The organism is Olivibacter sp. SA151 (genome assembly GCF_054130995.1).
The window spans coordinates 3,822,838-3,846,316 of sequence record NZ_CP096391.1 but is presented as its reverse complement, the minus strand read 5'-3'; the positions used below and the strand labels follow the sequence as shown (position 1 = coordinate 3,846,316).

The window sequence follows — 23,479 nt, the reverse complement described above, 5'->3', positions numbered from 1 at the left end:
TTTTCAAATATAATCATCATTATGAATTGGAATAAAACTAAATTATTTGGTTCATTACTTTTACTCGTTTTTTTTGCAGCATGTTCTACCGTACCCTTAACGGGAAGAAAGCAATTAAGTTTGGTAGACGATAAAACGATGCAACAACAGGCGACGCTTGCTTATCGCGAGCTTTTAAGCGACCCGAAAACCAAAGTTATAAAAGGTACAGCTAATGCACAATTGGTACAGAATGTGGGCCGTAAAATAGCACGGGCCGTAGAAACTTACTTACAACAGCAGGGATATGCTGATCAATACCAGTTTAGTTGGGAGTTTAACTTAATTGACGACAAACAAGTGAATGCTTGGTGTATGCCGGGCGGTAAAGTAGCTGTATACACAGGAATTTTACCGGTTACGGAAAACGAAGCCGGTTTAGCTACTGTCATGGGGCACGAAATTGCGCATGCAATTGCAAGGCACTCATCTGAACGGGCCTCTAATGTGATGGCTGCCCAAGGTATTGGCGTCGGGGTGGGATTAGCGACATCCAAAAAATCTCAATTAACACAAGTCCTTGTCAGCCAGTTATATGGTGTAGGTAGCCAAGTGGCATTACTAAAATACTCGAGAAATCAAGAGAGCGAAGCCGATCGAATGGGATTAACCTTTATGGCGATGGCAGGATATAATCCGAATGAAGCGACGGCGTTTTGGCAACGAATGTCTTCCCGGGCAGGCGGACAGAAACCTCCTGAATTTTTAAGTACACACCCTAGTGATCAAAGGCGTATTGCTGATATTCAAAGACTGATTCCGGAAGCGATGCGGTATTATAAAAAGTAAGGTGTCTTAGCTTGCGGGAGGGATGAAGAGACGACGGATGCGGCCATGTTTATGATTAAGGTTAAATTTGAGTACCTAACAATTCCTGGATAGCCCGCGCTTTTAGCAGGCACTCTTCGTATTCGGTCAAGGCATCTGCTCCGGCAGTTATTGCCCCGCCAACGTGGAAGGAAAGCCTTTTCTTATGAGCATTGTATAAAAGGGAACGAATTACGACGTTGAAGTCATAATCTCCATCAGGCGCAAAGTAACCAATACTGCCAGCATATAGGCCTCTTCGACTAGACTCATACCTGTCTATTAATCGCATCGCGCTCACTTTGGGAGCACCCGTCATTGAACCGGCGGGAAATGTATTCCGAATACCGGTTGTATTCTCTAATTTTTCTCTCCCCACTGCAGTGATCGTAGAAATAAGTTGATGTACCTGTTTAAAACTATAAACGCCCATCAGCTCCTTTACTTTGACAGAAGCCGGTTCAGCACTTCTCGTTAAATCATTTCGTACCAAATCTACGATCATGATATTTTCACTGATTTCTTTTCCATCAGTTTTAAGTTTGTTGATTAATGCAATGTCTTCCTCCTCCGTTTTTCCACGAGGTGCCGTTCCCTTAATAGGCTGCGAGATTAACAAGCGGTTTCTTTTCGCCAGAAACCTTTCCGGAGAAGCCGATATAATGTGATGCTCCCCCATTTTGAAATAAGCAGAGAAAGGGGTGGGGGATAGTTCGCTCAATTGAAGAAAAGCCTCTATTGGTGTAAGGACAACATCTTCGGCAAAAAATTCCTGACAAAGATTCACCTCGTAAATATCTCCTTGATGAATATGTCGCAGTAATTTTTGGAATACATTTATGTAATTCTCCTTAGACATTTTAGCCTGTACAGTTCCTGTAAAAACAAAAGAAGGCGGAACAAATAGGGTATTTACGATCCCATTATAAATCTCGGATGGTGTTTCGCTTTGGATTGTAACTGTATTGCCTTTAATATGTAGCAAATGTTTCGGTACGAAAAAATAGGCGTTAGGTGTTTCTTGTTCATTTGGGTGGGCGGTATGTAGGGCCTCTATTTCGTTTTTCAGATCATAGGCTAAGAATCCGGGAATCCATTGCGCGGGATGATCCTTAATGAATGCCTGCAAAGCTTGAAAGCTATCTGCGTGACCATCTTTGAAGTCATGTAATACATCTGCGGCGATCAGTGCGTCAAATTTACTATAGGCGTCATCATGCTCACCCTGGCTGACCAAACAGCAGGCTGTATTAAATAAAGAAGCCCATTGAAGGGCTTTCTTTGTAAAGTTAACAATATCATCGATCTGATATTCTGTGGATGTCATCTCGGTTAATCCAAAATAAGCGTTTGCATTCTATCAGGGCCTACTGATAAATATTTTATTTTGACACCTAATTGTTTTTCCAGATATTGAATATATTCCTTTAATGCTGTAGGGATTTGACCAACCGAAGTGATACCGGTAATATCCTCATTCCACCCTTTTAGGGTTTCATAAACAGGTTCAGGTTTTAACGTATTGATGTCATATGGCATGTAATCGATCTTTTCTCCATTATGTATATAGTGCGTACATACATTCACTTCTTCAAATCCACTTAATACGTCGGCCTTGGTCATCACCAATTCAGTTACACCATTCAGCTGGATCGCGTAGCGTAATGCGGGAAGGTCAATCCAGCCTGTCCGACGGGATCTGCCTGTTGTGGCTCCGAATTCATGTCCGATTTGACGCAACTTTTCGCCGGTTTCATTTTCCAATTCCGTAGGGAAGGGGCCACCACCCACCCGCGTGCAATAGGCTTTGAAAATTCCAATGACCTGACCAATATTTTTTGGCGCAACACCTAGACCGGTGCAAGCCCCGGCAGTTGTAGTATTAGAAGACGTAACGAAAGGATAGGAACCAAAATCAATATCCAATAGTGTCCCTTGAGCTCCTTCTGCCAATACCGTTTTACCATCCTTTAGATAATTATTGACCAATTGATCACTATCAACATGAGGAATAGCTTTCAGGTATTCAATAGCCTCAAAGAAAGCTTGTTCTCTTTCGTCAAAGTTGGGAATCTCACCATAATGTGAAAGGATACTTTTGTGTTTTTCGACGAGCTTTTGGTAGCGTTCTTCAAAATCGGGTAAGGTAGTATCACCCACACGTATGCCATTACGCCCGGTTTTATCCATGTAAGTTGGTCCAATCCCTTTTAAGGTGGATCCAATTTTTCCAGCTCCCATTTTACTTTCGGAAGCGGCATCGAGTAATTGATGCGTAGGCAATATAAGGTGTGCCCTACGAGCAATCACCAATTTTCCTTCTGCAAGCGGATCGAACCCGCTTTTTTTTAAATTTTCAAGCTCTCTTTTGAGAATAATGGGATCGATAACGACGCCATTACCGATTAGATTTAACGTGTTTTTATTGAATATGCCGGAGGGAATGGTGTTCAGTACGTATTTTTGCCCGTCAAATTCCAGCGTATGTCCGGCATTCGGTCCGCCTTGAAAACGGGCAATTAAATCATACTGTGGCGTTAGGACGTCCACAATTTTACCCTTACCTTCGTCGCCCCATTGTAGGCCCAAAAGCACATCGACTTTCATCATGATTTGTTATTGTATGTCGTTTAATTAATAATTTATAGGAGAAACAAAAAAAAGGTGCTCAAAAAGAGTGTTATCTTCGAGCTAATAAAGCGTTTAATTAATAGCTCACTTCTTTGATAACAGACAGCAATTGAAATGCTTCTTTTTGAACACCTCGAAATATTGTATTATACAGTACATTGCTAAACTGAAACAACCTCTTTATTTCGGCTTTGGTTTGCTTCGGTTTTAGGGCAGCTTTCGTTACACTCACTGCAAACCCCATATAGATTTAATGAGTGATGCTTGATGTCAAACTTTAAAAGCTCTCCCATCATGCTTTGTATCTGATGAATTCTGGGGTCGCAGAATTCAACAACTTTACCGCATTCGATACAGATAATATGATCGTGTTGCTTATACCCATATGATTTTTCAAATTGGGCCATATTTTTTCCGAATTGGTGTTTCGTCACCAGATCGCAAGATACCAAAAGCTCCAATGTATTGTAAACGGTAGCTCTGCTCACTCGGTATTTTTTATTTTTCATGTGGATATACAGGGATTCCACATCAAAATGGTCGTTTCTTGAGTATATCTCTTCCAAGATGGCAAAGCGCTCAGGAGTTTTGCGCAAGCTTTTATTTTCGAGGTATGCCTCGAAAATCTTTCTGACCATACTTGTTGTTTCTGCTGTAGACATAATAATCCTTAATTATGTACAAACTTAGCTAAATTGCTTGTTATATGCAAATAACCCAAAAGTATATAAGAACTTCGCGGTTATCCTTGACATTCAGTTTATAAAGCTAGCATGTGAGCTCGTAGCCGGGAGCTATTAGGTGCTTAGTTACCAGGTGTCAGTTGTCGGTCATTTAACCCATTACCGTTATCCCTCTGAATCAAAACGTGTAATACCCGTAATGCCTTTAATCTGCTTTAGTTTTTTGATCAAGCTATCTAAGTGCTCCGTATTATTTACATACACCATGATCGATCCTTCAAAAATACCTTGATTACTGGTGATTGTAATCGATCGAATGTTGATTTTAAAATCTTGGGAAATAACCGTAGTAATCCGGTTAACCAATCCGACATCATCAATACCTACAATGCGTAAACCGGTAAGGAACGCTAATTCCTGTTGAGAGGTCCATTTGGCTTTCACGATGCGGTAACCGTAATTGGCCATTAATTTAGACGCGTTGGGACAATTCGTGCGGTGAATTTTTATACCATCGTTAACCGTTACAAAACCGAATACATCATCTCCCGGAATAGGATTACAGCAAGCCGAAAGTGTATAATCGAGTTTCTGAAAATCATCGCCAATCAATAAGGTTTCTTTATCCTTTTTGTCTACTTTTCTAAGTAAGCCGTCAACATGTTGTTCGATTTTAGTACTGGCTCCACTTGAAGTATCCACGGACTTTTCAGCCGTTGCAAATTCCTTCAGTTGTTTTAGGTCAATTTCCCCTTTAGCTACTTTATAGAACAATTCCTGTGTAGATGGCAGCTTTAAAAACGAGCTTAATTTATTGAGATTATCGGTGTTATAGGTAATCTTAATCGATTTAAGTTTCCTTTCCAGGATTTCCTTTCCATCTTCCGCTATGCGCCGCTTTTCTTCTTTTAATGCAGATTTTATTTTTGACTTAGCCTTTGCCGTAACAACAAAATTCAGCCAATCTTCCTTGGGTGTTTGTTTATTGGAGGTGATAATCTCCACTTGATCACCATTGGAAAGCTTGTGTGAAAGGGGTACCAGTTTATGATTTACTTTCGCTCCAATACAACTTGCGCCTAAATCGGAATGTATTTCAAAAGCAAAGTCGAGAGCGGTAGCGTCTAAAGGAAGCTGAATAAGGGCCCCTTTCGGGGTAAAAATGAATATTTCATCTGAAAAGAGATTCATTTTGAAGTCATCAACAAAGTCCAAGGCATTGGATTCAGGGTTACTCAAAATATCTCTTACTTTCTGTATCCATTGATCAAGACCACTATCGGAGTTTGATTCTTTATACTTCCAATGTGCAGCAAAGCCTTTTTCTGCAATTTCATTCATCCGTTTGGTGCGGATCTGTACTTCAACCCATTGACCTTTGGGTCCCATAACGGTGGTATGCAAAGATTCATAACCGTTTGCTTTAGGTGAAGAGATCCAGTCACGCAATCGATCAGGATTAGGTCTGTATAGATCCGTGACAATGGAATAGGCTTTCCAACATTCTGCCTTTTCCATTTCCTGTGTTGTGTCAATAATAACACGGATTGCGAATAAGTCGTATACCTCCTCAAAAGGTATAGATTTTTTCCGCATCTTGTTCCAAATAGAATGAATGGATTTAGGACGGCCAAAAACACTGGCTCTAATTCCCTGCTCCGTCAATATTTCCTGAATAGGGCCAATAAATTCCTGTATATAACGTTCCCGTTCCGCTTTCTTCTCATTTAATTTTCTTGCAATGAACTTGTATGTATCAGGATCTGTATATTTCATGGAAAGATCTTCCAGCTCCGATTTAATAGCATACAAACCTAAACGATGGGCAAGAGGTGCATATAGATAGCTTGTTTCAGAAGCGATTTTCAGCTGCTTATCACGGGCCATGAATTCCATGGTTCGCATATTGTGCAGTCTGTCCGCTAATTTAATTAGAATCACCCGTACATCATCGGCAAGGGTAAGGAGCATCTTCCTGAAATTCTCTGCCTGTATAGAGCTATTCGGATCAAAGATTCCTGAGATTTTGGTTAAGCCATCAATAATTTTAGCTACTTTTTTGCCGAATTTGTTTTCAATTTCATCTAAAGTAATATCGGTATCTTCCACCACGTCGTGTAATAAAGCACAAACGATGGAAGTAGTACCCAGCCCAATCTCCTCTGCCGCAATTTGGGCAACAGCGATTGGATGGTAAATGTAGGGCTCTCCGGATTTCCTGCGCATATCTTTATGGTTTTCCAAGGCCATATCAAATGCCCTCCGGATCATCTGCTTGTCACCCTTTTGCAAGGTGGGCTTACAAGCTCGCAATAACGCCCGATACCGTTTTAAGATCTCTTTTTTCTCAGCCTCTAAATCAATCACTAATTCCTTCATGGTCCTCAATTTCGTAAATATCTATTCTATATGCAAAAAATTTATTTCCTACCTTTGAGATTGTAAATGTCTCGGAAGGTTTAATAAAAATTGTATTAGTCGTCAATTTTTATTTAACTTTATTGGAAGTTTAGTAAGAGCTAAATCTATGAAATTTTTACGTTTAATGTTAATTTATTTACTGCTTTTTTTTGGTAGAGAGGGCTTGGCACAGCAGGTTAATAAAGATAGTTTAGCTAATACTTCTAACAATGCCTCAAATATCACGCCAATTATGTTGCCAACAACCATTGTTGACGGTGAACGGATACCTTGGATTTTATTGAGGGAGGTCGTGATTACCGATTATCGGATTTTTAAAACACCGGCAGACAGAGCTCGATATAATCGCTTAAAGTATAATGTCTTAAAAGTACTTCCGTATGCCAAATTTGCAGAAGACCGTTATGATAAATTACAGCGCGATCTAGCGGTAACGCCCAAAAAAAAGGATCAAAAAAGGCTTATCAAAGATTGCGAGAAAGAGATTAAAGCGATGTTTAACCGAGAGATAAAAAACATGTCGGTATCTCAAGGGGAAATATTAATAAAACTTATCAATAGACAAACGGGTAATTCCAGCTACGAGCTAGTGAAAGAGCTAAGGGGTGGAGTATCTGCTTTTTTTTATCAGTCTGTGGCGAAAATATTTGGTCATAATTTAAAGAATACCTATGACCCTGACGAAGACCGCGAAATAGAAACTATTATCCGGAACTACGCCAACAACAATCGTTACTTCTATTAATGGATGCTATATACCAATTTTGTGCAATGAAGCCTGATGGCTCCGTGGTTGATTTTAACATTTATCAAGGCAAGGTTTTATTAGTCGTAAATACAGCCAGTGCTTGTGGCTTTACGCCCCAATATCAACAATTGGAAAAGCTTTATGAACGCTATAAAGATCGAGGCTTTGAAATATTGGCCTTTCCTTCGAATGACTTCGGAAGTCAGGAGCGTTTGAGTGGTATGGCATTGCAGCATTATTGTAGTATTGAGCAAAAGTTAAGTTTTTCAGTTTATGATCGTATCAAAGTGAAGGGCCCTGATGCCCATCCATTGTACAAGTTTCTTGGCGATAAATTGTTGAATGGCCGAATCAATAGCAAGCCGCTGTGGAACTTTCATAAATATCTAATCGATAGAGAGGGGCGTGTTGTTGACTATTTTTATAGTTTTACGCAGCCCTTATCGAGACGCTTGATTCGGAAAATAGAACGGTTTCTGTAATAAATGCACATTAGGTAATATAAAATAATAACACGTGAAATTAGATATATTAGTAATTACTGTACATCCCGATGATGCAGAGCTGGGATGTTCGGGTACTATTTTAAAGCATGTTGCACTAGGAAAAAGGGTGGGTATAGTTGATCTGACGCGAGGCGAATTAGGTACAAGAGGCACCGTTGAGAGCAGAGCGAAGGAAGCTGCGGATTCAAGTATTATACTTGGACTGAGTGCTAGAGAGAATTTGGGCCTGCGAGATGGTTTTTTCAAAAATGAAGAGTATGAGCAACTTGAACTCATAAAAGCCATTAGAAAATATCAACCTGAGATTATCATTGGAAATGCTTTATATGACAGGCACCCTGATCATGGGAGAGCAGGTGAATTAATAACAGATGCTTGCTTTTTATCGGGACTGCGACGAATCGAAACAAAGGTAGATGAAACCTATCAGGAACCTCATCGTCCGAGGCTTCTATTGCAGCTCATCCAAGATCATTATATTAAGCCGGATATTGTTGTAGATGTGAGTGATTATTGGGATCAGAAGATTGAAAGTATTCGTGCTTTCAAATCGCAGTTTTTTAATGAAGATTATGCTGTTGAAGAGCCGCAAACCTATATATCTAATCCGGACTTCTTAAATATAATCGAAGCCCGGGCTAGAGAATATGGCAAGTATATCGGAGCTAAATACGCCGAGGGTTTTACTTGTAAGAGATTATTAGGCGTAGATAACCTCTTTAATCTGCGGTAAGCTTTATGAATGGAAGAAAGTGAGGTGTTAAACACTTTCTTCTTTATTTTGTTATCATATTCTAAAACCTAAAAATATGTCAAATACGTTCACTAAAATAAAAGAAGCCTTTCGTTTGCTCAAGCATATTGATTTTGATCAGTTATCAAAAATCTCCCAAAAAGTTGACCTCGTTAAAGTGATGGATGGTTTTTCAAAATTAGATGATAATCAGTTGAAGGGACTTTTGAAAATGATGGACGGCGACGGGAAAAAGAAAGAGCTACCTCCGATTAATGGGGATTTTTATGAGCTAAGCGACCGATTAAGTGCAGAAGATCGTGCTTTGCAACTCCGAATACGCCAATTTATGGAACAAGAAGTAAAACCCTTGGTGAATAAATACTGGTTGCATGACGAGTTCCCATTTGAGCTGATTCCTAAATTTGGCGAACTTGGTTTGGCGGGCATTACTTATAACGGTTATGGTTGTCCGAATAAATCATTTTTAATGGAGGGTGTATTGGCCATGGAAATGGCTCGGGTAGATGCTTCCATAGCAACTTTTTTCGGAGTTCAGAGCGGCTTGGCAATGGGATCAATTTATTTGTGTGGCTCTGAAGAGCAAAAGCAAGAGTGGTTGCCGCAGATGAATAAAATGCAGAAAATAGGTGCGTTCGGCTTAACAGAGCCGGAAGTTGGTTCAGGTGCCGCCGGTGGTTTAACGACGACCTGTAAGCGAACGGCGGAAGGATGGGTGTTGAACGGGCAGAAGAAATGGATTGGAAATGCAACTTTTGCTGATCTTATTGTTATATGGGCGCGCGATTTGGATGATGGCCAGGTGAAGGGCTTTATTTTGAAAAAAGATACACCAGGCTTTTCTGTCGAAAAAATAAAAGGGAAAATGGCATTAAGAATTGTCCAAAATGGGCTAATCACTTTAAAGGACTGTGTAATTGAAGAAAAAGACCGTTTACCTCACGCTAATTCTTTTAAAGATACGGCCAATGTATTGCGTATGACCCGTGCAGGGGTGGCTTGGATGGCGGTTGGATGTGCACGTGGGGCTTATGAGAGCGCGCTCGATTACACCCGGAAAAGAAAGCAGTTTGGCAAGCCGATAGCTTCTTTTCAATTAATACAAAATCATTTAGTGGAGATGCTTTCTAATTTAACAGCTATGCAAACGCTGGTTTTTCGCCTTTCTGAGCTACAGGATGCCGGGCAATTAAAGGATGAGCACGCTTCCTTGGCAAAGGTTTTTTGCTCGTTACGAACACGTGACATCGTAGGACAGGCCCGAGAGGTGATGGGCGGGAACGGTATCCTTTTGGAGCATGATGTGGCTCGTTTCGTTGCCGATGCTGAAGCGATCTACTCATATGAAGGAACCAAAGAAATTAACTCCCTTATTGTTGGGAGGGCGATTACAGGAATGAGCGCGTTCGTATAGTGCTTTATTTTTTCGTCCCTATTTGTTGCTCAATAAAAAAGCCAAAGTATTAACACCATCAGCATAATCGTCCAATGCGGGTTCCTGACTTTTGCCTAAAGAGAAGGATGGCACAATGGTGGTCAATTTTCTGTTAGTTACAATACATTGGATTTCTTCATTTCTTTCATTTAATTGTGCGGTTAAACTTTCTATATCATTATAATGTTCGTAATAAGCTACAGCTAATGGAGATGCTAAGCGTTGATCCTCTTTAAGCAACAGGAAGCCATTATCGTAATGCTTGTCGCCATTTACCAAATAAATCGACTTATTATAGTCGTAGTTGTTATGGTATTTATGATGATTAATAACCGTACTAAAGGTTTCGATAGCCTCAAAGAAGTAACTGATTTCATAATTTTTAGGAAAATAAAGTTTAGAAACATTTCTACACCCTAAGCCGTAATAGTCGAAGAGGTCGTAGCCGATATTTGACAGTTCGGCTTTTGTTTCATCGCCCCAAATAACAGCTACGCTATTTCTGTTTTTTCGAATAATGTGAGGTACATTCTTGAAATAGTATTCGAAATAGCGAGCGGTATTATTACTTCCTGTTGCAATAATCATGTCAAAACGCTGAAGTCTGTCTACCAAACTAATGTGTTGTTTAAATGCCGGTTCAAATTCAATTAACTTGTCCAATAGATGTGGAATCAAGTACTTATCGTCAGAAGACAGTTTTATTTGAACTTTAAAACCTGCTATTAACGCTGTTAATATATCATGAAAGCCTACCAAAGGTATATTCCCTGCGAGAACCAGTCCCACCGTTTTTCCGGACATGGGATCGATGTCAGGCAAGTAAGGTTGTATCCAGTCGGTTAATACCGGTTTAACCAGCGTTTTGGCAATAGCATGGAGTGCCTTTTTTGTATTAGCCGGTGTAAACCAACTGTTATGATATCCTGCTTGTTCGATGATTGCGTGTAAGCTATCTGACGCCGTTTCCATATAGTTGCCCAGTGCAGAAAAGGCGGCGATGCGTTGATGGCTTGTCAAATTGTGATTCTTCAAAGTGGAAAAACTTTTTAAATGTTATATTTGCAATAAAAATACTACCATGTTTGACAAAAAACTACTAAATTTGTAGATTATTGTTGAAAAAGTAATATTTGCAAAAATAAAGTATAAACGGATTTTTTAAGAAGATAATGGCAATTAAAATTACTGATGAGTGTATTAACTGCGGAGCTTGTGAACCGGAATGCCCTAATAATGCGATATACGATGCAGGTATGGCATGGCGTTTTTCCGATGGTACCGAGCTGCACGGAGTAATTGATTTTGGAGATGGGACCACATTGGATGCTGATGAAGCTCAGGAAGCTTTATCAGATGAAATCTATTATATAGTATCAGATAAGTGTACGGAATGTGTGGGTTTTCATGATGAGCCGCAATGTGCGGCTGTGTGTCCGGTAGATTGTTGTGTAGATGACGAGGATGTTCGTGAAACCCAGGAAGAATTACTGGCAAAAAAGGCTTGGTTGCACGCCGAAGGCTAGTGACAAGCGAAGAAGAGCAGGTAACCATTTGTTAGCTGCTCTTCCTCATAAATGAGTTCTTAATGATCGTCGTCCTTATAAGGAACGATCACTACAGGGCAAATCGCGTGTCTTGCCACTCCTTCAGAGACACTTCCTGAGATAAAATGATCGAATCCTGTTCTTCCATGAGTCCCGAGCACTATTAAGTCTGCCTGCCACTCATTAGCGGCTTCCAATATCTCCTTCCTCGGTTGACCCAACTTACTAATTTTTGTCACATGCTGTTCGCCATTCGGCCAAAGCGAGGCTAATCTATTTAATAAATCTGTTGATGCTTGCTCTTGCACCTCGTTAATTTCAGGTATATAAACCGGGTTGACACCCATGATTGGATCGACAGCCCCATAAGTACTGCTTGTTGGCGGATCGATGACATGTACCAGGGCTACCTCACCGTTGAAAGCTTGGGCTAAGTGATAACCATAGCGAACCGCTTTTTCAGAGTATTTACTGTCTTCAACAGCGATTAAAATACGCTGTGTCCTTATTGTTAATGATGAATCTATCATAATCGCTTGTGTTGTTAACATATAACATTTGAGATAGATGAAAGTTTTGGTGTTTATGTGTGCAAAACCGATTGTATTGTAAAGGCATTTTATCTAAGTTTGCATATACAATGATTTGTGTGTACCATGGTGTATGGAATTTGTAATTTACCCGTCATACCGGTACGGGCTGAGGGCGGCAATAAAAGCGAAATTGTTTCTCAATTACTGTTTGGTGAAGTCTTTGAAGTTTTAGAAAAAAAAGACGAGTACCTATATGTTAAAATGGGATACGATGATTACGAAGGGTGGATTGACGGGAGGCAGCAAGTTTCGCTGTCAGCGGAAGACTTTAACGCTATACAAAATGAAGAACAGCCGATAGCAGACTTATCTACCCATGCGATGCTACTAAAGTTGGGTAAGGAGGAAAGCCTTCACTTGTTGCCTGGCAGCACCTTGCCTTTTTTGGACAACGATAGCTTCCGTATTAATGATACTGATTACCTCTTTCTGGGGCTATCTCGATTACCCGATTTGGAAGATTTTGAACAAGAAGCAGAAGATGTGCTTAGATTTTATCTGAACGCACCTTATCTTTGGGGCGGCAGATCTGTCTTTGGAATTGATTGTTCAGGATATGTCCAATTATTTTATAAGCATTTTGGTGTTCGCCTAAAAAGAGATGCCTGGCAGCAGGCAGAACAAGGAAAGACTGTCGACTTCCTTCAGGAAGGAAGATTAGGAGATCTGGCTTTTTTTGATAATGACGACGGAAAGATTATCCACGTAGGGATATTATTAAATGAGTCTGAGATTATCCACGCATCCGGAAGAGTAAAAATTGATCAGATTGATAATACCGGGATATTTTCAAGAGAATCAAACAAGTATACACATCGACTCAGAATTGTTAAAAGAATTATAAATTAGCCGGCTTATTTTCCAGCTAATTTATAATAATTAATGATAACCTAATATTTTTAGTACTTGCTTAGAGTTTTGTTCTTCTCCAAAGACTTCAAAATTGAACGTTTCATCACGATTGCGACGAATGATCACATGTTTGGGAGAAGGGAGCAAACAATGATGTATCCCGCCGTAACCGCTTAATACCTCTTGGTAAGCACCTGTATGAAAGAAGCCCAAATATTGTACTTTTCGGGTTCTTGGCATAAACACATTATTCATATGTGCTTCCTGATTATAATAGTCCTGTCCGTCACAAGTAATACCACCTAAATTGACGCGTTCGTATTCCGAATCCCAATTATTGATCGGCAAAAGAATGTATTTCTGATTTAATGCCCAAACATCAGGCAAGTTTGTAATGAAAGAACCATCGAGCATCAGCCATTTTTCGCGGTCATTTTGCTGCTTTCTTCCTAACACTTTATAAAGGATGCCTGAGGCTTCGGCCACCGTATACTTGCCAAATTCAGTGATGATATCCGGCTCCATTACCTCATGCAATGCGCATATTTCTTTGATCCGATTAACGATTTCGTTAACCATGTATTCATAATCAAAGTCGTGTACCAATGAATCTTTAAAAGGCATACCGCCTCCAATATCTAAGGTATCTAAATCGGGATTTATTTTCTTAAACTTGCAGTAAAGTGTTACATACTTTTCGAGCTCGTTCCAATAATAAGGCGTGTCAGAAATACCGGAATTGATAAAGAAATGCAACAACTTGACTTTGAAATTCGGGTTATGAACAATTTTATTGTTGTAAAAATCAAGAATGTCCTCCATCCGGACTCCCAATCTAGACGTATAAAATTGCGAGTCGGGTTGTTCTTCGGCTGCAATTCGGATACCAAGGTTACAAGGCTCGTCTAATTCAACTTCGTCATCATAAAGGTTGAACTCCTCCTTGTTGTCCAACACGGGTATGATGTTTTTAAACCCATCGTGCAACATATCTACAATATATTGCTTATACTGGAAAGTTTTAAAACCGTTGCAAATCACTGTAATATCTTTCGATACAACTCCCTTTTTTTCCAAGGCATCGATCATCGGCATATCGAAAGCAGAAGATGTTTCCAGGTGAATGTCATTTTTAAGGGCTTCTTCCACAACGTGTCTAAAATGCGAGCTCTTTGTACAATAGCAATACTTATAAGATCCTCGATAGTTGTTTTTCAGAATAGCAGTTTGAAAGAGAATTTTCGCCTGTTGGATTTTTTTACTGATAATGGGAAGGTAGGTAAACCTTAGAGGGGTGCCATATGTCTCTATCATTTCCATCAAGTTTAAATCATGAAAATAGAGCTCATCATCAATGATGTCAAATCCGTCTTGCGGAAAACCAACACTTAGGTCAAGAAATTCCTGATAGCTTTGCATTTATCTTAGTTAAAATTTTTGCAAAAATGTAATTTTAAATCGATATATAGCATCAGATTTTTATAAAATTGATGTCAAGAAAATAAGAAGTCTATTAGCTTGTTAAATAAGGCTTTTTTTAGGAGGTAAAAATATTTCGGCCATCATGCATCGAGCGCTTCCTCCACCATTCTTTTCAATCACATCAAGGGGGGAATAAAGCAACTGTGCATATTTTTCCAGACATTTCAACTGTTTTTTATTCAGTGACAAATAAGCTTGTTCAGACATGATTAACAGTGACTCATTGTATTTGTTTTTTATTTGCAGCATATTACCTGCGAAATGCTCCACTTGGTCGAGCGATATGCCAATAATTTCTTTCTCCGTCTGTGCCAAGCTTTTTATCACCTGAGCCCTTTGATCAAGCGATTTTATCGCTTCTTCACAAACTACTGCGAAGTTATTGCCTATACACATCATAACATTGGTATGGTAGATAGCGAAGCCGTGTCTATCCACGGCTTCGAATATTAACGGCATGTAATGCATTTGTTTGCAAAATTCATATAAAGCGTCCGTCGAACTTCTTGGAGATGCGCACATATATGCAATACGATGATGCCGATCAAGTACCATGCTGCCCGTGCCCTCAAGAAAGAGGTGCTTATGCTCAAAGTGAGTGAGGTCAATCGTATTCTTTATTTCATAAATATTCGAAAGCATGTCAATAATATCCTGTCTTCTTTCTTTTCTGCGGTTCTCGGCGAACATTGGATAAAGTATAACAGAGCCATCTTCGTGAAAAGATATCCAATTGTTTGGAAAGATGGAGTCGGGCGTAAATGTTTCCCGTGTATCTTCAATTACCTGTACGTCCACACCGTTTTTCTCCAATAAGGAAACCATTCTTTCAAATTGAGCTAAGGCAAGCGTATGTACATCAGCGTTTGGTGTAGCTTGCTGAAACTTGTTGTTTACGGCCGTTTCTTCATTATAATTGAAGTTTACGGGTCTAATCATCATAATCTGGCTAGTAAGGCTCATAGGGAGGTGTTTTAGTGGATGTCATCTCGTAGCAAAGGCAGGCTCATGCAGTGAAAGCCGCCGCGGGCCCTTGACAATTCCGCCGAAGGTAAGAGGATAAGCGTGTTTTCTATCTGATTAATATGGAGGATATCAAGTTCCAACTCTTCTATGACTTTGGCAACCTCCTTAACCTGAAAACCTTTCTCTAAAAAGGCTTGAATAGTTTTATCATTTCGGTCGTAACCTAATACCACACCTTCCTTCAAAGCGAGTAAATTACAAGAGTCTGTCCATTGTTCGCGCGCGTCAAAAGGGAAGACGTTGTTTCCACTATAGATAAATTGCGTTTTTTCCGTACTGTTTAAGTCGTTTCTACTTATATCATCCAAAAGTTTTTCCAATGATGAAAAACGTCTTGTTTTCAGGGTTTTATCGCTATAAAACTGAATGATTTCCGCTGTTTGCTGTTCAGGTTCCGTAAAGAAATCGAGTGGCTCTTCGTCCTTACTCGGGGTAGGTTTAGCCACGGATGCCAGAACAGCCCATACATTACGTTTTACTTGTGTGAAAATCGTATCAATATGCATAAAGTCGCGTTTTGCAGGGATCTTAATGACCGTTACCTTTTCTACTACTTTATGTTTAAAAAACAACTTAATAGCTTCATTGGCGCCATGTGGAGATGTCCGTTCGCTACAGCCAATAAGGACGTGATTAGAACTAACCACCATTACATCGCCGCCCTCCAATGTGGCGCGCTTTTCTTCGTCTTCACCGGGACGAAGAAAATGTTGTATAGGGTCGGGAATTTCAAGGATAGTCTCCTGAAAGTCTTTAAATATAGGATGGTTGAAGAATATATACCGCATGATCATGCTTTCACGGCCCCGCGCTTTTTTGGCAGGCTTATTGAGCAAAATAAAACGGTTAATAACGATGCCTAGATCACGGGTGAAGATAAGATTGGGGATGGGAGCAAAAATCATATGTTCGTCATCTAGTGATCCGGACAGAATAATTTTGGCTAATTTAATAGGGTCTTTTTTTGACAAGAGTTGCTGCAATCGGTAATTACAGCCTTCGATGGCACAGACTGCTGCGACAAGATTAGTTCTAACATTGTGATCTTCCAATATGTCTGCCAACAGTGATTGTACTTCAATCACTTTGTCGGAGCGATGGAATGCTTCCGCATCCGGTTTAAAGAATGCACGGTCTTGATCCGGTGCATCAATATGTTTTAGCTTTCCTTTTATTTTTTGAGCGTCTAAAAAGTACAATAATAACTTTATATAATAGTCGTATTCTCCTTTTCGTAAAGTGTTTAAATGGACAATGTCTTCAAAAAGCCAGTCTTGGGCTTTAGAGGGCACGACTTGTCCCAATCCACTGTCGGGACTATGAACAAGTAATTTGCGAAGCGTGCCAATTTCTGAATTGACGTTAATGAGCGGTTTCATGTGTGGTTTATATTACTAGGTATTATAGTTCGACCCGGTGGGTGTTCATAACCGATAGATTCCAAAATGCATCAGCATATCGGGATACGCTATGCATTGCTGCAAATTAGCGTTTATTTTTTAAATATAAAATTCCGATATTTTCTCTAAGTTTGGCGCATGAATTTTATTGCATCATTAACAGTTCAAGCTATAAAAGATTTATATCAAGTAAAAGTTGATGAAAAATCAGTTAACTTACAGGAAACCAGAAAAGAATTTGAAGGACAAGTTACTATTGTAACCTTTCCATTCACCAAATATTCTAAAAAGTCACCCGAGCAGACAGGAAGCGAAATCGGTGATTACTTGGTTGCCCACGCCGCTGAAATAGCTTCATATAACGTGATCAAGGGATTCTTGAATTTAAGTTTGACGGATAGTTTTTGGCTTCAGCTTCTGGATACAGAAATTTCAAAACCGGATTTTGGAGAAATTCCGAAAAACGGAAAACGTGTAATGGTAGAGTATTCTTCGCCAAACACAAATAAGCCGCTTCATTTAGGGCATGTGCGTAATAACTTACTTGGTTTTTCGGTTGCAGCCATTCTTGAGGCGGCCGGCTATGAGGTTATAAAGACTAATTTGGTTAATGATCGGGGTATTCACATCTGCAAGTCGATGCTTGCCTGGGAGAAGTACGGCAAAGGAGAAACACCTGAATCAGCCGGACTAAAGGGTGACAAGTTGGTTGGCAATTATTATGTGCTTTTTGACAAGGAATACAAAAAGGAAGTGGATTTGCTGAAGGCGGCGGGAAAAAGTGAAGAAGAGGCAAAGAGAGAAGCTCCCTTAATGTTGCAAGCACAAGAGATGCTTCGTCAATGGGAAGCCGGAGATGATGAAGTAATAGATCTGTGGAAACGAATGAACAGCTGGGTTTATGATGGGTTTGAAGAAACCTATGAAAAGATGGGGATAACATTTGATAAAGTTTATTATGAATCGAACACATACCTTTTAGGAAAAGATATTATCGAAGAGGGTTTATCTAAAGGTGTATTTTTTAGAAAAGAAGATAATTCTGTTTGGATTGATTTAACGGCCGATGGCCTTGATCAAAAACTTGTTTTGCGTGGAGATGGTACCTCCGTTTACATTACACAGGATCTGGGTACCGCTCAGTTGAAATACGATGATTATCGTATGGACAACTCCATTTATGTGGTTGGCAACGAGCAAGATTATCATTTTAAAGTGCTCTTTTTGATTTTGAAGAAGCTAGGTAAATCGTGGGCCGAAGGTCTTTATCATCTTTCGTATGGCATGGTAGATTTGCCTTCAGGAAAGATGAAGTCGAGAGAAGGGACCGTGGTGGACGCTGATGATTTAATGGCGGAAATGATTGATACGGCGAAGCTAAGGACTGAAGAGCTGGGAAAAGTGGATGATTTCTCGGAGGAAGAGAAGGGGGGGCTGTATGAAATGATTGGTTTGGGTGCCTTGAAGTACTTTCTTCTAAAGGTGGAGCCAAAAAAGCGCTTGCTATTTGATCCCAATGAGTCCATCGATTTTCAGGGGCACACCGGACCTTTTATTCAATATACACATGCACGTATAAAATCGGTTTTAACAAAGGGCAACTATGGAACTACTCCTTTTAGCGTGCAGCCAATGAGTTTGGAAGCATCTGAGCGGGACTTGATTAAAGAATTAGCGAAATTTACGGACATTGTTAAAGGCGCTGCGGCGGATTATAGCCCTGCAGTGATAGCCAATTATGTCTATGAAGTTGCCAAACTTTATAATAAATTCTATCACGAGGTGTCTATCCTAAAAGCGGAAGAGAAGAGCTTAAAAGAATTTAGGCTCAACCTATCAGCAGCAACGGCAACCGTCATACAAAAAGCGATGAGGTTACTTGGAATTCAGGTCCCCGAGCGTATGTAGGGACTAATTTGTGTTTAGGGACTAACAAAATGGCTTGTCTGCTGTTGTTATGTTAGTCCCTTATATACAATATGGCCCTAATTTTATCATTAATCATTGTTTTAAGCTTTATATTCTTATTCTTTTATAAGTATCAGCCTGCAATTCCGGGTGCTTTAGGTACATTAGGTGTCTTTGGTGTATTTATTTACCTGTGCACGTATATCCAACCTGTAATTCAAGGAGAGAAAGTAATTGAGGCAGTTTCTTGGGTGCCTGAATTAAAGGTTGATATAGGTTTTTACTTGGATGGCCTAAGCTTATTCTTTGCTTTACTCATCAGCCTTTTTGGTGCTTTTATTCTTTTGTATTCCATTGAGTATATGAAAGGGAAGCCCAAAGCCAATCGTTTCTTCTTTTATCTATTCATATTCCTGGCATCGATGCTAGGGCTGGTTCTCGCAGATCACGTTATTCTACTTTATGTTTTTTGGGAGATGACGAGTATATCGTCTTATTTTTTAATTAGTTATAATAATCATAAAAAAAAAGCAAGAAGAGCCGCTTTACAAGCCTTACTGATTACCAATTTAGGTGGTCTTGCTCTATTTGTCGGGTTGTTACTACTCGGTCATCAATGCGGAAGTTTTCATTTATCGGCGATTATCCAAAATGGACAGACTTTGGCAGGAATGAGTACGATCATACTGCTTATTCTAATAGGGTGTTTTACTAAGTCGGCCCAATTTCCCTTTCATTTTTGGCTCCCTAATGCCATGGCAGCGCCGAGCCCTGTTAGTGCATATCTTCATTCGGCGACCATGGTTAAGGCTGGGGTTTTTCTTGTAATGCGTCTGAATCCGGTTTTTTCAACCGATATCATGTGGCAAGTCAGTTTGCTGGCCATTGGATCAATTACTATGGTATTGGGAGCGATCAGGGCAGTGAAAGCCTTTGACCTAAAAAGCATCTTGGCATCTATAACCATCAGTACCCTTGGGGTATTGATGGCCTTGATTGGTGTTGGTAGTGACTTAGCCTTGCAAGGGGCTTTACTTTACCTGGCAGTACATGCACTTTACAAAGCCGCTTTATTCCTCGTTGCCGGCAACGTAGATAGGCAAACGGGAACAAGAGATTTGAGAAAGCTGTCCGGTTTATATCGAAATATGCCTTTTACCACATGTGCTGCCTTGTTGGCCGGCTTAGCTTTCGCCGGTTTGCCACCGGTCTTGGGTTTTGTTGTAAAGGAGAAGCTATATGAAGCTTTATTGGGAGGTGAAGAGTATCTGTATTGGTTTCTGATCGTTTTTATTATTACCAATGCGATTTATTTTATGTTAGCAGTGAAATTAACCTATGATCTTTTTTTCGGTAAGTCGGTTTTATCGCAAGCTGTTAAAGAAGTATCTGTTATAATGTGGGGTCCTCCTGTGTTCCTGTCGCTGATGGGACTCTTGTTTGGTATAGGGGGCGCTCATTTTGAGTCGTTTTTTACAGTTGCCGCTGAGACAACCATGAACAAGCGTGGCGCTCGGGAAATCGATTTGTCATTATGGCACGGATTTAATACCGCTTTTATATTGAGTGGTATAACCTGGTTAATAGGATTGGCCTTTTATGTAGGAGAGAGCAAGTTTAGGAGATTGGCGGAGATAACAAAATTGTTTTCTTTGGATCATGCATACCGATCTATTTTACATCATTTGCAATCCTTCACCTATGTAGTAACTCGTTTTTTTCAGCATGGCTTTTTGACGCGGTATTTAAAGGTGATATTCGTTGTCCCTATTGTCATGCTGAGTTGGATCTACATGGAGGGGAAACTTTTTTCGGAAATTCATTTCGACAATTGGAAAAGTTCATTCTCAGAGGTTTATGCCTTTTTTCCTTTACTTCTTATTTTTACAGGCACGTTGTTTATTTTAAGAACCTCTTCCCGTTTGCGTATCCTGGTTTGTTTGAGCCTCGTGGGATATGGAATCGCTTTATTTTATGCTGTTTTTAGTGCTCCTGATGTCTCCATGACGCAATTTTTAGTTGAGACGATCACGTTGGTGATTTTTACGATCGTATTGAACCGAATGCCGAAAAGTGCCAGCTTTCCCTTAGAGCCAAGAAAAGTATTGATTGCGGGTGTTTCCATTGCTTTTGGCATTATCATAACATGTATACTCATCAGCGTACAGCAATACCCGTTAAATCCTGCACTTAAAGATTTTTATATTCAACATAGTGTTCCTAGAGGCCATGGAGAAAATGTTGTAAATGTCATGCTGGTTGATTTTAGGGCTTTTGATACGTTTGGAGAAATGGTTGTATTGAGTATGACTGCGCTTGGTGTTGTTGCACTAATTAATTTAAAATCGAAGGAGGACAAGTTATGAAGACTGCGATATTGCAAGCTGCCGTTAAAGTACTTATGCCCATCTTTCTCGTGTATTCGCTATATCTTCTATTCCGAGGGCATGACAGTCCGGGAGGTGGCTTTATTGCGGCTTTGGTATTATCGATCGGATTAATTTTTCATATGATTGCTTTTGGCGTGCCGGAAACGCAACAAACCTATAAGATTGATACAATGATTTTAACGGGAATAGGGTTGTTGCTTAGCTTTTCGTCCGCCATTTTGTCAATGATTTTCGGTGAAGGTTTTTTTTATGCGCTATGGAGCGATATCACTGTAAAGGGGATAGGCACAATAAGTTCAGTTCTTTTATTTGATATTGGCGTTTATATGGCTGTCACCGGGGCGATATTAAAAATTGCTTTTGCCATTTTTAACAGATAGGTTTATGATCATAGGAATCTCAGTTTTGACGGGTTTTTTATTTGCGGCCGGAGTTTACCTGTTATTACACAAAAGTTTTATGAAACTGATTGCCGGGGTTATTTTGTTTGGGAATGCCTGTAATCTGTTTTTATTAATTACCGGCGGTTTGGTAGACAGCCATCCTGCATTTGTTTCAGGAAATGATGGAGCGGTGCCCTTAGATAATATGGCGGATCCGGTTCCTCAAGCTTTTATTCTAACGGCTATTGTTATTAGCCTAGGTGTTCAGGCATTTGTAATCGTTTTACTTAAAAGAATCTACCAAACCAGTCATACCAATAATTTAGATGCTTTAACAGATACGGATGATGTTTAATGTCAATTCAATTTACCTTACGATAACGCCGCTCTTAATTTTTATGTTGGGTGGAATATTATGCTTGTTGTTTTATAAGCGTGTCAACATTCAACGGGCGGTTGTTTTGATTTCGACGGTGATTGCACTAATCAGCGGCGTAAAATTGGTAAAGGTATTGGCCCGTGAGGAGTTTTTAACCATGCAAGTTGGTGGTTGGGAGGCTCCGTTTGGTATCACACTCTTTGTCGATCGTTTTGCAGGACTAATGATCGCTATGACTGCTTTACTCGCCGTTAGTGCATCACTCTTTTCCTTTTCCGATTCCGTAATGCCTACGAGAAAAAAGCAAATCGGTTTTTACCCCGCTTTTATGTTTATGTTGGCAGGTATATCAGGGGCTTTTTTAACGGGCGATTTGTTCAATCTATATGTTTGGTTCGAGGTTATGTTGATATCATCGTTCGTGCTTATTACACTAGGTAGTAAAAAGGATCAATTACAAGGAGGAATTAAATATGTAATCATCAATTTTATTGCTTCATCGTTCTTGTTGTTAGCTATCGGTATACTCTATGGTACAACCGGTAATACCAACCTTGCAACCTTAGCAGAAAGCTTACGGGACCCTGCTCTTCAAACTGTGACGCAATTAGCAGCGGTTTTGTTATTAGCAAGCTTTGGGATTAAGGCGGCGCTGTTTCCTTTTTATTTTTGGTTACCGGCTTCTTATCACACGTCGCCTATCGCTGTTATGGCTATTGTAGCGGGTTTACTAACGAAAGTAGGCGTTTATACGATGATCCGAACTTTTACTTTATTGTTTCCTCTACAACAATATCATTATTTGCAGGTTTTTATACTTATTATTTCTAGTCTTACTATGTTGATGGGCGTGTTCGGAGCTATTGCTCAGCGCGATATAAGAAAAGTGCTGGCTTATAATTTAATAAGCAAAATTGGATTTATAGTTTATGGTTTAGCGGTATATACACCCGCCGCGGTTGCCGGGGCTATTTTTTACACACTGCATCATATGCTGGTTAAGACCAACCTTTTTTTTGTGGTTGGTATCATAGGAAAGGCCAGAGGTTCTTATCGCGTGAAAGATATTAATGGTTTATACGATCACTTTCCGCGCTTGTCTTTTCTTTTTTTTGTACTCGCACTAACCTTGGTAGGTATACCGCCATTTTCGGGTTTTTGGGGTAAGTTTATGTTAGTGGATGCCGGCCTCTCTGTATACGATTATCGTTCTGTCGCACTGCTATTAATAGTCAGTTTATTAACCTTATACTCGATGATGCGTATCTGGGGAAAATGTTTTTTAACGAAATTCGATACGCGATTGGAACAATTGATCACGGAACGTGTTTTTATGAAAGAATATTACCAAGTATATATCGCAAGCGCTTTTTTGTTTCTTGTAACGCTATGGATCAGCTTCAGTCCATCATGGCTGATTGAGTATACACAAAGAGCCGCCGAGCAGGTATTGACACCGAGTGGCTATATTAACGCGGTTATGCAGCGATAATGA

At 39.9% G+C, this 23,479-nt stretch carries 21 protein-coding genes; 12 read left to right on the top strand and 9 right to left on the bottom strand.

Going from position 1 to position 23,479, the window contains the following annotated elements:
• Positions 1-21: 21 nt before the first annotated feature.
• The gene (locus tag M1D52_RS16000; RefSeq protein ID WP_013666257.1) at positions 22-828 is read left to right on the top strand and encodes a M48 family metallopeptidase; all 807 of its coding nucleotides are present in this window, start codon (positions 22-24) and stop codon (positions 826-828) included.
• Positions 829-889: 61 nt separating this feature from the next.
• Here the strand turns inward: M1D52_RS16000 and M1D52_RS15995 are convergent, their stop codons facing one another.
• The 4 genes from M1D52_RS15995 to M1D52_RS15980 all read right to left on the bottom strand — a co-directional run bounded on the left by M1D52_RS15995 (position 890) and on the right by M1D52_RS15980 (position 6,539).
• Positions 890-2,173: an anthranilate synthase component I family protein gene (locus M1D52_RS15995; RefSeq protein WP_437392961.1), complete on the bottom strand. Its 1,284-nt coding sequence runs from the start codon at positions 2,171-2,173 to the stop codon at positions 890-892.
• Between the two features lie 5 nt (positions 2,174-2,178).
• Positions 2,179-3,453, bottom strand: a complete 1,275-nt coding sequence (locus M1D52_RS15990) for an adenylosuccinate synthase (RefSeq protein ID WP_130857487.1) — start codon at positions 3,451-3,453, stop codon at positions 2,179-2,181.
• A gap of 185 nt (positions 3,454-3,638) precedes the next feature.
• Positions 3,639-4,139 (bottom strand): Fur family transcriptional regulator, encoded by a 501-nt coding sequence (locus M1D52_RS15985; protein ID WP_013666260.1) that lies wholly within the window; start codon positions 4,137-4,139, stop codon positions 3,639-3,641.
• A 186-nt stretch (positions 4,140-4,325) separates the two neighbouring features.
• Positions 4,326-6,539 carry a RelA/SpoT family protein gene (locus M1D52_RS15980; RefSeq protein ID WP_013666261.1) on the bottom strand — a complete coding sequence of 738 codons (2,214 nt, stop codon included), beginning with the start codon at positions 6,537-6,539 and terminating at the stop codon, positions 4,326-4,328.
• A 148-nt stretch (positions 6,540-6,687) separates the two neighbouring features.
• Here M1D52_RS15980 and M1D52_RS15975 point away from each other — a divergent pair, with 148 nt between their 5' ends.
• The 4 genes from M1D52_RS15975 to M1D52_RS15960 all read left to right on the top strand — a co-directional run bounded on the left by M1D52_RS15975 (position 6,688) and on the right by M1D52_RS15960 (position 10,003).
• Positions 6,688-7,326, top strand: coding sequence for a DUF4294 domain-containing protein (locus M1D52_RS15975; RefSeq protein ID WP_013666262.1), 639 nt, complete (start codon positions 6,688-6,690; stop codon positions 7,324-7,326).
• Complete coding sequence (locus M1D52_RS15970; protein WP_013666263.1) at positions 7,326-7,811, top strand: glutathione peroxidase; 486 nt, start codon at positions 7,326-7,328, stop codon at positions 7,809-7,811. The genes M1D52_RS15975 and M1D52_RS15970 overlap by 1 nt, the downstream gene beginning before the upstream one ends.
• A 34-nt stretch (positions 7,812-7,845) precedes the next feature.
• Positions 7,846-8,568 carry a bacillithiol biosynthesis deacetylase BshB1 gene (gene bshB1, locus M1D52_RS15965; protein WP_013666264.1) on the top strand — a complete coding sequence of 241 codons (723 nt, stop codon included), beginning with the start codon at positions 7,846-7,848 and terminating at the stop codon, positions 8,566-8,568.
• Positions 8,569-8,644: 76 nt separating this feature from the next.
• Positions 8,645-10,003 carry an acyl-CoA dehydrogenase family protein gene (locus tag M1D52_RS15960; RefSeq protein ID WP_130857346.1) on the top strand — a complete coding sequence of 453 codons (1,359 nt, stop codon included), beginning with the start codon at positions 8,645-8,647 and terminating at the stop codon, positions 10,001-10,003.
• A gap of 18 nt (positions 10,004-10,021) precedes the next feature.
• Here the strand turns inward: M1D52_RS15960 and M1D52_RS15955 are convergent, their stop codons facing one another.
• A complete protein-coding gene (locus M1D52_RS15955; protein ID WP_437392960.1) occupies positions 10,022-11,059 on the bottom strand; it encodes an acyl-CoA reductase in 1,038 nt (345 codons plus the stop codon).
• Between the two features lie 137 nt (positions 11,060-11,196).
• Between M1D52_RS15955 and M1D52_RS15950 the strand changes: the two genes are divergently transcribed.
• Entirely contained in the window at positions 11,197-11,550 is a 354-nt protein-coding gene (locus M1D52_RS15950) for a 4Fe-4S dicluster domain-containing protein (RefSeq protein ID WP_013666267.1), read from the top strand.
• 59 nt (positions 11,551-11,609) lie between these two features.
• On the opposite strand, the gene M1D52_RS15945 is transcribed toward M1D52_RS15950, so the two are convergent.
• On the bottom strand, positions 11,610-12,101 hold the full coding sequence (locus M1D52_RS15945) for a universal stress protein (protein WP_013666268.1): 492 nt from the start codon (positions 12,099-12,101) through the stop codon (positions 11,610-11,612).
• 126 nt (positions 12,102-12,227) lie between these two features.
• Here M1D52_RS15945 and M1D52_RS15940 point away from each other — a divergent pair, with 126 nt between their 5' ends.
• Complete coding sequence (locus M1D52_RS15940; RefSeq protein ID WP_437392959.1) at positions 12,228-13,013, top strand: C40 family peptidase; 786 nt, start codon at positions 12,228-12,230, stop codon at positions 13,011-13,013.
• Between the two features lie 30 nt (positions 13,014-13,043).
• Here M1D52_RS15940 and M1D52_RS15935 read toward each other — a convergent pair whose 3' ends face one another.
• The 3 genes from M1D52_RS15935 to M1D52_RS15925 all read right to left on the bottom strand — a co-directional run bounded on the left by M1D52_RS15935 (position 13,044) and on the right by M1D52_RS15925 (position 16,903).
• The gene (locus M1D52_RS15935) at positions 13,044-14,435 is read right to left on the bottom strand and encodes an arginine decarboxylase (RefSeq protein ID WP_013666270.1); all 1,392 of its coding nucleotides are present in this window, start codon (positions 14,433-14,435) and stop codon (positions 13,044-13,046) included.
• Between the two features lie 102 nt (positions 14,436-14,537).
• Positions 14,538-15,461 (bottom strand): citrulline utilization hydrolase CtlX, encoded by a 924-nt coding sequence (gene ctlX / locus M1D52_RS15930; protein WP_437392958.1) that lies wholly within the window; start codon positions 15,459-15,461, stop codon positions 14,538-14,540.
• An 11-nt stretch (positions 15,462-15,472) separates the two neighbouring features.
• Positions 15,473-16,903: an arginine deiminase family protein gene (locus tag M1D52_RS15925; RefSeq protein WP_437392957.1), complete on the bottom strand. Its 1,431-nt coding sequence runs from the start codon at positions 16,901-16,903 to the stop codon at positions 15,473-15,475.
• A 159-nt stretch (positions 16,904-17,062) separates the two neighbouring features.
• Here M1D52_RS15925 and argS point away from each other — a divergent pair, with 159 nt between their 5' ends.
• The 5 genes from argS to M1D52_RS15900 all read left to right on the top strand — a co-directional run bounded on the left by argS (position 17,063) and on the right by M1D52_RS15900 (position 23,476).
• Entirely contained in the window at positions 17,063-18,832 is a 1,770-nt protein-coding gene (argS, locus tag M1D52_RS15920) for an arginine--tRNA ligase (protein ID WP_130857349.1), read from the top strand.
• Positions 18,833-18,903: 71 nt separating this feature from the next.
• Entirely contained in the window at positions 18,904-21,198 is a 2,295-nt protein-coding gene (mbhE, locus tag M1D52_RS15915) for a hydrogen gas-evolving membrane-bound hydrogenase subunit E (RefSeq protein WP_437392956.1), read from the top strand.
• Entirely contained in the window at positions 21,195-21,602 is a 408-nt protein-coding gene (locus M1D52_RS15910; RefSeq protein WP_013666275.1) for an MnhB domain-containing protein, read from the top strand. Before mbhE ends, M1D52_RS15910 begins: the two co-directional genes overlap by 4 nt.
• A 4-nt stretch (positions 21,603-21,606) precedes the next feature.
• Positions 21,607-21,960 (top strand): NADH-quinone oxidoreductase subunit K, encoded by a 354-nt coding sequence (locus M1D52_RS15905; protein WP_013666276.1) that lies wholly within the window; start codon positions 21,607-21,609, stop codon positions 21,958-21,960.
• Complete coding sequence (locus tag M1D52_RS15900) at positions 21,950-23,476, top strand: proton-conducting transporter transmembrane domain-containing protein (protein WP_437392955.1); 1,527 nt, start codon at positions 21,950-21,952, stop codon at positions 23,474-23,476. The genes M1D52_RS15905 and M1D52_RS15900 overlap by 11 nt, the downstream gene beginning before the upstream one ends.
• The last annotated feature ends 3 nt before the right edge of the window (positions 23,477-23,479 follow it).